This window comes from Mycobacterium sp. 1164966.3 (genome assembly GCF_001665395.1).
Lineage (GTDB): Bacteria > Actinomycetota > Actinomycetes > Mycobacteriales > Mycobacteriaceae > Mycobacterium.
In genome coordinates, this window is record NZ_LZSG01000042.1 from 110,458 (window position 1) to 121,882 (window position 11,425).

An 11,425-nucleotide genomic window follows, 5' to 3' on the forward strand; every position below is an offset into this window, starting at 1 on the left:
GTGTTTCTTTAAGGTCAGCAAATATCAGTGGACAGCAATGGCACCATAGGTGACGTGAGTACTCACCAGCTGCCCTTGCATACCCCCGGGCATCATCGGCAGCGAGCCTTCGCGCAGTCGTCCAAGCTGCAGGATGTTCTCTACGAAATCCGCGGACCGGTGCACGCGCACGCCGCACGGCTGGAGGCTGAGGGGCACCGCATCCTCAAGCTCAACATCGGCAATCCGGCACCGTTCGGCTTCGAGGCACCCGATGTGATCATGCGCGACATGATCCAGGCACTGCCCTACGCGCAGGGGTATTCGGATTCCCAGGGCATCCTGCCGGCGCGGCGTGCGGTGGTCACCCGTTACGAACTCGTCGACGGCTTCCCCCGGTTCGACGTCGACGATGTCTACCTGGGCAACGGGGTCTCCGAACTGATCACGATGACGCTGCAAGCGCTGCTCGACAACGGCGACCAGGTGTTGATTCCCTCGCCGGACTACCCGCTGTGGACGGCGTCGACCTCACTCGCGGGCGGCACGCCCGTGCATTACCTGTGCGACGAGACCCAGGGCTGGCAGCCCGATATCGCCGACCTGGAATCGAAGATCACCGAGCGCACCACGGCGCTGGTCGTCATCAACCCGAACAACCCCACCGGCGCCGTATACAGCAGCGAAATCCTTTGCCAGATGGTCGATTTGGCACGCAAGCATCAACTGCTACTGCTGGCCGACGAGATCTACGACAAGATCCTCTACGACGACGCCAAGCACATCAGCGTGGCCACCGTGGCCCCAGACATGTTGTGCCTGACCTTCAACGGCCTGTCCAAGGCCTATCGGGTCGCCGGCTACCGGGCCGGCTGGCTGGCGATCACCGGTCCGCAGGACCACGCCAGCAGCTTCATCGAAGGCATCAACCTGTTGGCCAACATGCGCTTGTGCCCGAATGTCCCTGCGCAGCATGCCATTCAGGTAGCGCTCGGTGGCCACCAGAGCATCGAGGATCTGGTGCTTCCCGGTGGCCGGCTGCTCGAACAACGCGACGTGGCCTGGAGCAAGCTCAACGAGATTCCTGGAGTGTCGTGCGTCAAACCCGAGGGTGCGCTGTATGCGTTTCCTCGGCTGGACCCCGAGGTGTACGACATCGCCGACGACGAGCAGCTGGTACTCGACCTGCTGCTGTCGGAGAAGATCCTGGTCACTCAGGGCACCGGATTCAATTGGCCGGAACCCGATCACCTGCGCATCGTGACGCTGCCGTGGGCTCGCGACCTCGCGGCCGCCATCGAACGGCTGGGCAACTTCCTGGCCAGCTACCGACAGTAGGGAGAGCGCCGTGGCGGCGACAGACTGGAGCAAACCCGCTGCGATGGCCATCCCCAAGGACGGCTACTTTGAGCTCGAGCGCGGCAGGTACGGACCGGTTTTCCCGAGAACGCCTGCCTGCTACGGGTTTTCGATCATCGCCAAGGTCAAGGAAGGCCGCGAAGAGGCCATCCGCGCTTACGGCAAGCAGATAGAAGAGGCGATCGCGGCAAGCCCGGAGGTGCTCGCGCCGCTGCGGCTGCACTATCTGCGCTGGGTGCTGTTCGACGTCGGCTCAGGCCTGCATTTCCAGTATCAAGGCATTTTCGACACCGACTTCGACAAGTACACCGAGGATGCGGTGGCCTTGTTCAGCCAGACCGGCATCACGACTGTGTTCACCAACCTGGAGGGCTTCCCCGAGGACTGGAAGGAGAACCCTGCCGCGTTCGCGAAATTCGTACGCGAACACCAATTTCCAAGCTTTCTTGAGTACGGCGAGTACCCCTATGTCACGGCTGACGAGATCAAGAAAGCGTTACGGCTCAAGTCCGCGTTCTCGGACATGCTCGACCAGATGCAATGACTCAAGCGGGTACCGATGCTTGAACTCGACGACATCCAGCACATCCTGCTGACCCGCACGCCGGCGATGACCGGACGCTACGAATTCTTGTCCTTCGACGATCCCGCCGGTGGACGCGCCTGGTTGACGGAGCTGCTGGATCGGGTTTCCTCAGCCGCGGACGCACGGTCCACGATGGACAGCTCCGAACGCTGGATCACGCTGGCATTCACCTGGAACGGACTGAAAGCGCTTGGTGTGCCTGGCGACTCGCTGGCGAGCTTCCCTCAGGAATTCCGGGAGGGAATGGCCGCCAGGGCCGACATACTGGGCGACACCGGCGCCGGCCATCCCGACAACTGGGTAGGCGGCCTTGCCGGCGAGGATCTCCACGCGATCGCAATCCTGTTCGCCCGTACCGAGGCCGAGCACCGCCGGTGCACCAACGAACACGACAAGCTGGTGGCCCGGTGCACCGGCGTGCGCACCCTGTCATTTCTGGACCTGAACGCCACACCTCCGTTCAACTACGCGCACGACCATTTCGGCTACCGCGACCGAATGTCCCAACCGGTCATCGAGGGCTCCGGCGAACAACCCACACCCGGATCGGGCGAGCCACTCAAAGCTGGCGAATTCATCCTCGGCTATCCCGACGAGGACGGGTCGACCGCCAATTTGCCGCAGCCGGACGTGCTTTCACGCAATGGCAGTTTCCTCGCCTACCGGCGGCTGCAGGAGCATGTCGGCGTGTTCCGCGAGTATCTGCGCCAGCACGCCGATACGCCCGACGAAGAGGAGCTGCTGGCTGCCAAGATTATGGGGCGCTGGCGCAGCGGGGCCCCACTTGTGCTCAGCCCCAAGCAGGACGATCCGGAACTTGGCGCAGATGCCATGCGCAACAACGACTTCAACTACCAGCAGATGGACCCGCATGGCTACGCGGTGCCGTTGGGTTCGCACATCCGGCGTCTCAACCCTCGCGATACCGCGGTGAACATGAACCGGCGCAGGATGATCCGTCGCGGCGCCACCTACGGTCCGGCCTTGCCGGGGGGCGCACCAGACGACGGCGTGGACCGTGGCATTGCCGCGTTCATCATCTGCGCCAGCCTGGTGCGCCAGTTCGAGTTCGCTCAGAACGTGTGGATCAACGACCGCAACTTCCACGAACTCGGCAACGAGCGCGACCCTATCTGCGGCAACCAAGACGGCACACTCGAGTACAAGATCCCTAGCCGGCCCATCCGAAAGGTTCTCAAGGGGCTGCCCGCCTTCACCACGCTCAAGGGCGGTGCCTACTTCTTCTTGCCTGGGCTGAACGCGCTCCGCTACCTCGCCACACTCAGCTAAGGAAGTGCCATGAGCGCATTGCCGCCGGCCCGCACCTACAACCAAAACCATGTTGCGCGCAAGCACACTCCGGGTCGGCGGCGCATCAGCATCTACTGGACGTGGAGCTATCCCTGGGAGGCCCAGCGAGATCAGACGGAGCTGTACAACCGCTTCTCCACTCTGACCGAAGTTCGCAACGCGTTGTGGCCACAGTACGAAACACCCGAGTACGACGAAGCGCATTTCCTGCAGGGCATCGCCGGAACGCTGGAGCTGTTCCACCGTTCGGCGCTGGCGTTCCAGGGCCTGGCCGGCGAAGTGACCGGCCACCCGGTCGCGGTCTTCCAGCGCATCGACCAGGCCGGCTACCGGCTTCCGATCGACGAGCGGATCCTGGCTGACACCGACACTCTCATGGTGTTCGGGCTCGACCATCTGCTCTCTGAACAGGAAGCCGCTCCCGACGAAATCAGCGCCATCCGGCGATGGCTGCAACGGGAGGGCACCTGCCTGCTACTCGCTCCACACCACGACGTCGGCTGCACCGACGACCTTGCCCAGCGGCAAGTGGAATACCAGCACCACGGTGACCCGCTGGTGCCGCGCCAGCAGCGATTCGGCCGGTACACCCGCTCGTTGATGCGCGCCCTCGAGGTGCCCGTCGAAAACAAATGGGGACTGCGTCCCGCAGTCGACGAGGCCACCAAAGACATTGCGGCCTTGACTATGTCGCGCGACCTCGACGACCTCGGCTTACTCGCGAACGTCACCACCTTCAACTTCCACCCACACCTACCTCACTACGAACTCACGGCACCGGAAAGCGATGCCCTTCGCGTGCTTGGGCGGCAACGCATAGAGCCAAGCCGCCCCCATCCGTTCACCGCCGCCGGCGACACGGAGTTCAACGCGCTGATCTGGATGCCGCCGACGGGCAGCCGAGCCGGTGACATCCTCCTCGTCGATTCCACCCACTTCACCACGCTGTTCGGCGGCACCGACAGCCTCAAGAATTTCTGGCGCAACCTAGCGTCGATGAGGTAGCGACGAAATCAGTTGCGTTCCAGTAATTGCAACAGGTAGCGACCGTAGCCGGACTTGACCAAGCTGTTCGCACGTCGCGCCAGCTGTCCGTCGTCGATCCAGCCGTTGCGCCACGCCACCTCCTCGGGGACGCTGACCTTCAAGCCCTGCCGTCGTTCCAAAGTGCGGACGTAGTCGCTGGCATCAAGCAGTGAGTCGAAGGTGCCGGTGTCCAGCCATGCCGTCCCCCGGGCAAGCACCTCGACGGTCAGTCGTCCCTGGTTGAGGTAGCTCTGGTTGACCTCGGTGATCTCGTACTCGCCGCGCGCCGATTTGCTCAAACCGCGGGCAATCTCGATCACGTCGTTGTCATAGAAGTACAGGCCCGGCACTGCGTAGTTGGATTTCGGGGTGGCGGGTTTTTCCTCCAGCGAGAGCGCTGTGCCGTCGGAGCTGAATTCGACGACGCCATAGGCGGACGGGTCCGCCACCCAGTAGGCGAAAATTGCTCCGCCACAAACGGATTGAAAGCGGGCCAGACTGGTCCCCAGGCCGGGGCCGTAGAAAATGTTGTCGCCCAACACCAACGCCACCGAGTCGGTGCCAATATGGTTGGCGCCGAGGACAAAAGCCTGCGCCAGGCCTTCGGGGTGATCCTGCGTCGCATAGCTGATGTTCACTCCGAATTGCGCGCCGTCGCTCAAAAGCCGTTGAAAGCCGGGCGCGTCATGGACGGTGGTGATCACCAGAATGTCGCGGATGCCGGCCATCATCAGCGTGGACAACGGGTAGTAGACCATCGGCTTGTCGTAGACGGGCAGCAATTGCTTGCTGATTCCCATCGTGATCGGGTAAAGCCGGGTGCCCGAGCCGCCGGCCAAGATGATTCCGCGCATTTGATTCCTGACGCCTCAATCCACCGCGTCGGCTTCGGTGAGCTCGGTGGCCGCCAGCGCCGCCGACAAGTCCTCGTGACGGAACACCGCGGTGACGTGGTCATGCACCACCCGGAAAGCCGACGCCGCGGTCCTGACGGCACCGGGGTCGTCGCGGCTGGTGATCTTCTGCTCGACGACGACGACGCCGTCGTGCACGAACATCCGGCCCAGCTCCGCCGTTGTATCGAGCGAGGCGGCCCACTTGCGCAGCGCCTGATGTCCTTGCACGGCTCCGTGCGCATCGCCGATGTCGATGTCGTCACTGGACAGTGCCACCAAGGTGTCGAGGTCGGCGGAGTTGAGCGCGTCGTGCCACGCCAGCACGGTGGCGATCTCCGATGTGGTCATGGTGTGCAAATTACCGTGCGACGTCTACAGAGGCGTGCGGTCCAGCCACTTTTGCCAGACGGCGTCGTCGCCGAACATCTCGATGCCCGTGTCGGCGATCGAGATTCGGCGCAGCAGAGCCAACAGCAGCTCGGTGGCGCCGCCGCGCAGCGCAACGGTGGCTTTGCCGTGTTCGTGCGACCAGGTGATCGCGCCGTCGGAGACACCGATCGTCCATTCACCCGGCTCGGTCAAGCCGGGGTCGGTGGCGTGCAGGTGAATCGTCTCGCCGTCCTCGAGCGGCAACGACGCCCCGTCACTTCCGGCCTGAACCGCCACGCGCTCAAGCCATTCGGTGATCCCGTCAGCAGCAACGTCGGCGTCCAGCGTGAAGTCGCTGCCGACCGCGATCGCGGCGTCGGCTCGGTGTACGGCGGCCTCGTGCAGGCGGCGCCGGATCCACCAGTTCGCCGGGCGCGACCCGAGGAAGGTCCACACGGGCGTTTCCACGCCCACTTGCTCTACGGCGTCGACCAGCCGCTGCGCGCCGCCGTGCAGCCAGGAGATCGCGTCGGCGCGCTCCGGCGGTGGTTTGCCGCCTTCGACGCTGCGGAAATCGAGGAATTCGTCACGCCTTTCGCGGACGATCTGCGCCGCCCAGCGGTCTCCGCGTCCGACGTGACGGAACAATTGATCGAGGGTCCAGCCCGGGCATGTCGGCACCGGCGTCGAGGGATCGGCGTCGCGGATCAGGTCGCCGAAGGCGCGAGTCTGCTCGAGATAGGCCGACGCGAAGTCCACGCGGTCAGGTTACCCGCGGGATTGTCAACGATTGAAAGTCCGTCAACACACCGCGGCTGGCACCGCGCCAAGAATTTCTTGAGCAACTGACCAGTGCTGCCGTCGATCCTCTTCCCATGCACCCGGCCGCTACCGTGGCTGCCGACAACGAAAGTTTGGAACATGTCACCATTGACCATCTTCGGGCTTGTCTGGCTCGGATTCGGCCTTCTCAGCATCGCGATAGCGGTCCGGAAGAAACTGAACGTCTTGCCGTGGATACTGTTCGGCCCGGTATTCGGTTTCGTCGGCGTCATTATGGTGCTGCACGTGGCAGAGGCAAAAATGTTCGCCGGCAGCTGGTCAGCTGACGGGTCGACCTACTACGGGGCCGGTTTCGGCGGTTACGCCGACGGCGGCATCGGCTTCAGCGGCGGCCACCACGGCGGGGGCTGCGGTTTCGACAGCGGGAGCCACAGCGGCTTCTGCTGACCGATCGCAATGACGAGAATCACCCCAACTGGTACGACTCCCGCGACACCCGAAAGAAGTGCCCGGTGCTGGAGTCGGTGCACGTCATCCCCGCAGGCTCGCTGTCACACGTGATGGTGCCGAGCGATCGCGTCTGGCCATAGGCGAGCGGAGGCCAGCTGCCGAACCCGGAACCGATCGCCGAGTAGGTACACGTGACGTAGGCCGCCTGCCCCTGGTCGAGCCGAAAATCGCGACCCAAGTCCGATCCGGGCGGGCACGCTGCGCCGTTCTGATCCCTCGCCGCCCCGGGTTCGACCGCGTAGGTGTGATCCCCGATCTGACACAAAGCGATGGGCAGCTTGGCGTCTTGGCCGTTGAGGATGCACCGGATACTTCCCGACGGGGACGCGAACTGCTGGTAGGTGTCGTCGGCCCGGGCGGTCGTCGCACTCGCAACAACGACAGCCGATGCCGCAACGCCGACGGCCACGCCAATAGCCGACTCGATCAATTGGTCTGCGCTAATCCCCACGTCGACAATCATGCGCTGGCCCACATCGCCGACACGCAACTTTCAGCTAGTCATCTCGTCCCGCCCCGCGGATGATGGGTCCATGGCCGCTCCGCAGTTTGTCGTCACGTTCCGAGGTGGGGAGGTGGGTCGCTACGAGACAGCCGACCGGGCGATGGCCGCGGCGCGGTCGGTAATCGATGCCGAGGTGGCTTCCCGGATCGGCGCGGGCGACCGCGAGCCCGGTGAACTGCCGCGTATCGAATGGCAACCACCGCGTGTGCCCTTCCCGTTCGACGCGGTCGCCTATTGGCGCCAGCGCACTCAGTCCCAACCGCGCGATGTCGAGCCGGCCCCGTCTGCCCCACCGACAGCCGCGCAGACCTCCAAAATCTCTCTGCAGGATCTGGGCATCGCCGGCGAAGAGTCCCGGCCATTGCGGCGCCAGGACCGCTTGCAGAGCGACCGTCCCCCGGCTCCGGTGCAAAGTGGTCCCCCGCCGCAGCGACCGGTTCAGCAGCCACAACCAGTTCAGCAGGCACAGCCGGCGCCGCCGCGCCGGCCGGCCCAGCCGCAACAGCCGGTTCCGCCGCCACAGCCGGTCCCCATGCACGGCGACCCTCAGCGGGTGAGCCCGGCTCCGCCGCCGCTGCCACCCATGCCCGACGATCCTCACTGGGCGCCCCAAAATCCGCAGCCGGAGCAGGAGCCGCAGCACGGCAAGCGGCGCTGGTTCGGCAAGAAGCGTGACCGCTCCGAGTGAGCCCGCCCGATGCACGAAAGTCCGGTAACGCCGTAACGTCTCATCCATGCGCACCCACGGTTGGGGCGGCGCCACGCCCGCGAGCGATGACGAGGCGATCGAACGCATCCTCGATGCCGCGAGCGACGCCATCGACGAACGCGGCGCCGACATCCGGATAGCCGATGTGGCACGGACGCTGGGCGTATCCCGGCAGACGGTCTACAACTACTTTCCTGGAACCAGCAGTCTGCTCGAGGCCGCGGCCACCCGGTCGGCGATGCGGTTTGTGCAACGGCTGACCGAACACCTGGCGCATATCAGCGATCCGGTCGATGCGCTGGTGGAGTGTTTGGCGTACAGCCTGGAATGGCTGCCCGGCGACAAACACGTCCAGCTGATGCTGGTGCACGACTTCACCAAGGCGTCGACCGGGGTCACCTCGGAGATGGGCTTCAAATTCGGGCACGCGCTGCTGGCCGGGCTGGACGTCGACTGGGCGCAACTCGGCCTGCTGGCCAGCGACCTCGACGACCTCGTCGAGTACTTGTTGAGAATTCTGCAGTCCTTCATGATCGACCCCGGGCGGCCGCCGCGCACCGGCGAAGTGCTCCGCGCCTATTTACGCCGCTGGGTCACGCCCGTGCTGATCGCCGAGACCTCCGAACGACGGCTTGACGCTGTCGGCAGGCTGTCGAGCCGATTGAGGTGAACGCCCGTGTCACTGCATAGGCGGCCGCGCACCGAGGCGGAACACCCGCCAGCCGGCCCGCTGCCAACGCTGCACATCCAGGCAATTGCGACCGTCCACGATCACCCGCGCCCGCACCTGCTCGGCCAGGTCGTCGGGTTCCAGGTCGACGAATTCCTGCCATTCGGTTAGCACCAGCACCGCATCCGCGTCCTCACACGCCTCCCCGACCGACACCGCGTAGTTCAGGGTGGGAAACAGCCGGCAGGCGTTTTCCAAAGCTTTCGGGTCATAGACGTTGACCGTGGCACCGTTGAGTTGGAGCTGACCAGCCACGTTGAGCGCGGGTGAGTCGCGAACGTCGTCGGACTCGGGTTTGAATGCCGCGCCCAGCACGGCGATGTTTGCGCCCAGCAGCGCGCCGCCGCACGCGGTGGTGGCCAGTTCGACCATCCGGGTGCGCCGGCGCATGTTGATGCTGTCGACCTCACGCAGGAATGTCAGCGCCTGGTTGGCTCCCAACTCGCCGGCACGCGCCATGAACGCGCGGATGTCCTTTGGCAGGCAACCGCCACCGAAACCCAAACCCGCGTTGAGACATTGGCGTCCGATCCGTGGGTCGTACCCCAGCGCGTCAGCGAGCATGCTGACGTCGGCCCCGGCGGCTTCACACACTTCGGAGACCGCGTTGATGAACGAAATCTTGGTTGCCAGAAAGGCATTGGCGGAGACCTTGACCAGCTCGGCAGTCTGCAAATCGGTCACCAGGAACGGCACACCGGCATCGAGCAGTGGCCCGTACAGCTCCCGAACGGCCCCCTCGGCGCGCACCGAATTGGCTTGTATGCCAAGCACAATGCGATCCGGCAGCAAGGTGTCGCGCACGGCGAAACCTTCGCGCAGGAATTCTGGATTCCATGCGATTTCGACGTCAACTCCCGCGGGCGCCAACGCATCAGCGCGCTTGCCCAGCTCGGCTGCGGTGCCCACCGGAACTGTCGACTTGCCGACCAGAACCGCCGGCCTGCCCAGTCGGGGCACCAGCGCGTCGATCACGGCGTGGACATGATGCAAGTCCGCGCCGTATTGGCCCTTCTTCTGTGGCGTGCCGACGCCGAGGAAATGTACGTCGGCGAAGTCGGCGGCCAGGTCGTAGTCGGTGGTGAACCGTAGTCGACCCGCCGCCAAATTCTTGCTGAGCAGCTTGCGCAGGCCGGGCTCGTAGAACGGAATGTCGCCTGCGCCCAGCTTGGCGACCTTGCCGGGATCGATGTCGACGCCGACGACCTCATGTCCCAGTTCGGCCATGCCGACGGCGTGGGTCGCGCCCAGGTAGCCGGTGCCGAAGACGGTGCATCGCATACCACCGTGTCTAGGTGGCCGCAGTGAGCTAACTGCGTCGTGCCGCTGAGCGCCAGGCGAACGCCGAGTGACAGCTGGTCACCGGAGATTAGAGGCCAGGGATCCCGGGAACCCCGAAGAACCCGCGGCCGCCGCCGTGTCCACCACCATGGCCGCCGCCACCGCCGCCGCCGCCGTGACCTCCGCCACCGCCGCCGCCGGGGAAGCCTCCGCCGCCCAGCCCGGGGATCCCGCCGCCGCCACCACGGGGGCCGTCGCCGCCACCACGGCCTTCGCCGCCGCCGTGGCCATTGCCGGGGAACCCGCCGCCGCCCGGTCCCGGAGGATTGAAGATCGGCGGCAGTTCAGGTACCGGCACCGGGACCGGAACGGGTGCCGGGGCAGGAGCTTGGGGTACCGGGACAGGCGCAGGTGCTGGAGCTTGCGGCGCCGGCACCGGAGCCTGTGGTACGGGCGCAGGCGCTGGAGCCTTGGGCTCCGGGGCCGGCGATTGCGGCGCCGGGGCGGGAGCTGCCGGTACCGACTGTGTCGGCGGGGCGACGATGTTCTGGTCGGGCGCGGGCCGCACCCCGGCCGTCGGCCGGATGCTGAGCGCTAGCGAAACGACCAGCGCTGCGACTCCCACGACAAAGATCGCCGCCGCCGCACTCCCGATCAGCGCGAACTTCTTGCGTTCCGGGGGATCGACGACGCCGGTGAGCGGAGCGTGCTCGCCGGTGAACGGCTCGTCGGGCACAGCGCTGTAGGCCAGCGCATCCGCGCTTACAGTGCCTGCGGCCGGGGCGTCGAAGTAGGCGGCATCCAGCAAAAACGGATTTACGGCGCCGGTGCCGGGATCCTGCGCGTACGCCACCGCCGCGGTGGACGACGAGAACAATGGCGCGCTCGCCGATGCCAGCGCCGCCCCGCGGGCCAGCGCCGTCTCCGGCTCCTCGGGTGCACTCAAGGGGAGGGATGTCGCAGCTTCCAGGGCCGGCTTGATCAGCGGGATGTCGATGCCGGAGCCGACGACGAACACACCGTCGGGCCGGGTGCTCAGATTCTCGGCGCTGGACACCATGGAGGCCAGCTCGGCCACCGCTGCATCGTCGTCTTCGGGCAGCGCATGCCGCCGGATGTCGGCGATCGACCCGTCGGCGGTGTCGACGACCGCCAACGTCGCACTGCTGGGCTCGATGTACAAGAGCGCCGTATGCCCGTAGTTGGTTTCGTTGCCCACCGAGTGAGCAAGTGCCGCCGCGGCGAGAAACGACGACACCAACATGACGTTCTCGATCTTGTGAGCGGCCAAAGTGTCACGCAGAACTGCGGCTTCGGTGGGGTCGGTCCAAGTGACTCCGGTGGACGCCAGCTGGTAGCCGCCCTCGGCCGCGCCTTCGCG

The 11,425-nt window shown here is 65.5% G+C and carries 13 protein-coding genes; 7 read left to right on the forward strand and 6 right to left on the reverse strand.

Annotation, left to right across the window (positions count from 1 at the left end; genetic code table 11):
- Positions 1 to 27 precede the first annotated feature (27 nt).
- Genes A9W99_RS15470 through A9W99_RS15485 form a run of 4 tightly spaced genes read left to right on the forward strand, consistent with a single transcriptional unit; the run spans position 28 to position 4,240 of the window.
- A complete protein-coding gene (locus tag A9W99_RS15470) occupies positions 28 to 1,317 on the forward strand; it encodes a pyridoxal phosphate-dependent aminotransferase (RefSeq protein WP_067379448.1) in 1,290 nt (429 codons plus the stop codon).
- A gap of 43 nt (positions 1,318 to 1,360) precedes the next feature.
- On the forward strand, positions 1,361 to 1,882 hold the full coding sequence (locus A9W99_RS15475; protein ID WP_067379532.1) for a hypothetical protein: 522 nt from the start codon (positions 1,361 to 1,363) through the stop codon (positions 1,880 to 1,882).
- A gap of 15 nt (positions 1,883 to 1,897) precedes the next feature.
- Positions 1,898 to 3,214, forward strand: coding sequence for a peroxidase (locus A9W99_RS15480; RefSeq protein ID WP_067379450.1), 1,317 nt, complete (start codon positions 1,898 to 1,900; stop codon positions 3,212 to 3,214).
- Between the two features lie 9 nt (positions 3,215 to 3,223).
- Positions 3,224 to 4,240: a hypothetical protein gene (locus A9W99_RS15485; protein ID WP_067379453.1), complete on the forward strand. Its 1,017-nt coding sequence runs from the start codon at positions 3,224 to 3,226 to the stop codon at positions 4,238 to 4,240.
- A gap of 8 nt (positions 4,241 to 4,248) precedes the next feature.
- Here the strand turns inward: A9W99_RS15485 and rfbA are convergent, their stop codons facing one another.
- The 3 genes from rfbA to A9W99_RS15500 are packed head-to-tail and all read right to left on the reverse strand — an operon-like array spanning position 4,249 to position 6,285.
- Positions 4,249 to 5,115, reverse strand: coding sequence for a glucose-1-phosphate thymidylyltransferase RfbA (gene rfbA, locus A9W99_RS15490; protein WP_067379456.1), 867 nt, complete (start codon positions 5,113 to 5,115; stop codon positions 4,249 to 4,251).
- 15 nt (positions 5,116 to 5,130) lie between these two features.
- Entirely contained in the window at positions 5,131 to 5,505 is a 375-nt protein-coding gene (locus A9W99_RS15495; RefSeq protein WP_067379459.1) for a nuclear transport factor 2 family protein, read from the reverse strand.
- A gap of 24 nt (positions 5,506 to 5,529) precedes the next feature.
- A complete protein-coding gene (locus A9W99_RS15500; protein WP_067379462.1) occupies positions 5,530 to 6,285 on the reverse strand; it encodes a maleylpyruvate isomerase family mycothiol-dependent enzyme in 756 nt (251 codons plus the stop codon).
- Positions 6,286 to 6,447: 162 nt separating this feature from the next.
- On the opposite strand from A9W99_RS15500, the gene A9W99_RS15505 reads away from it, so the two are divergent.
- Complete coding sequence (locus A9W99_RS15505) at positions 6,448 to 6,756, forward strand: hypothetical protein (protein WP_067379465.1); 309 nt, start codon at positions 6,448 to 6,450, stop codon at positions 6,754 to 6,756.
- A gap of 19 nt (positions 6,757 to 6,775) precedes the next feature.
- Here A9W99_RS15505 and A9W99_RS15510 read toward each other — a convergent pair whose 3' ends face one another.
- Complete coding sequence (locus tag A9W99_RS15510; protein ID WP_156623117.1) at positions 6,776 to 7,270, reverse strand: DUF6636 domain-containing protein; 495 nt, start codon at positions 7,268 to 7,270, stop codon at positions 6,776 to 6,778.
- Between the two features lie 82 nt (positions 7,271 to 7,352).
- On the opposite strand from A9W99_RS15510, the gene A9W99_RS15515 reads away from it, so the two are divergent.
- Together A9W99_RS15515 and A9W99_RS15520 are read left to right on the forward strand one after the other, a co-directional pair.
- Positions 7,353 to 8,012, forward strand: a complete 660-nt coding sequence (locus A9W99_RS15515; RefSeq protein WP_067379471.1) for a hypothetical protein — start codon at positions 7,353 to 7,355, stop codon at positions 8,010 to 8,012.
- A 46-nt stretch (positions 8,013 to 8,058) separates the two neighbouring features.
- Positions 8,059 to 8,703: a TetR/AcrR family transcriptional regulator gene (locus tag A9W99_RS15520; RefSeq protein WP_067379474.1), complete on the forward strand. Its 645-nt coding sequence runs from the start codon at positions 8,059 to 8,061 to the stop codon at positions 8,701 to 8,703.
- Positions 8,704 to 8,712: 9 nt separating this feature from the next.
- Here A9W99_RS15520 and A9W99_RS15525 read toward each other — a convergent pair whose 3' ends face one another.
- Complete coding sequence (locus A9W99_RS15525) at positions 8,713 to 10,044, reverse strand: UDP-glucose/GDP-mannose dehydrogenase family protein (protein WP_067379477.1); 1,332 nt, start codon at positions 10,042 to 10,044, stop codon at positions 8,713 to 8,715.
- Positions 10,045 to 10,132: 88 nt separating this feature from the next.
- Positions 10,133 to 11,425 (reverse strand): hypothetical protein (locus A9W99_RS26860; RefSeq protein WP_067379480.1); only part of this gene is annotated, 1,293 nt, incomplete at its 5' end.

What these genes read in the sequence shown, in the direction of transcription:
- A9W99_RS15485 (WP_067379453.1), top strand. Translation starts at nt 3,224, where the DNA reads ATGAGCGCATTGCCGCCGGCCCGCACCTACAACCAAAACCATGTTGCG.
- A9W99_RS15480 (WP_067379450.1), top strand. Translation starts at nt 1,898, where the DNA reads ATGCTTGAACTCGACGACATCCAGCACATCCTGCTGACCCGCACGCCG.
- A9W99_RS15475 (WP_067379532.1), top strand. Translation starts at nt 1,361, where the DNA reads ATGGCCATCCCCAAGGACGGCTACTTTGAGCTCGAGCGCGGCAGGTAC.
- A9W99_RS15515 (WP_067379471.1), top strand. Translation starts at nt 7,353, where the DNA reads ATGGCCGCTCCGCAGTTTGTCGTCACGTTCCGAGGTGGGGAGGTGGGT.
- A9W99_RS15525 (WP_067379477.1), bottom strand. Translation starts at nt 10,044, where the DNA reads ATGCGATGCACCGTCTTCGGCACCGGCTACCTGGGCGCGACCCACGCC.
- A9W99_RS15495 (WP_067379459.1), bottom strand. Translation starts at nt 5,505, where the DNA reads ATGACCACATCGGAGATCGCCACCGTGCTGGCGTGGCACGACGCGCTC.
- A9W99_RS15520 (WP_067379474.1), top strand. Translation starts at nt 8,059, where the DNA reads ATGCGCACCCACGGTTGGGGCGGCGCCACGCCCGCGAGCGATGACGAG.
- A9W99_RS15505 (WP_067379465.1), top strand. Translation starts at nt 6,448, where the DNA reads ATGTCACCATTGACCATCTTCGGGCTTGTCTGGCTCGGATTCGGCCTT.
- rfbA (WP_067379456.1), bottom strand. Translation starts at nt 5,115, where the DNA reads ATGCGCGGAATCATCTTGGCCGGCGGCTCGGGCACCCGGCTTTACCCG.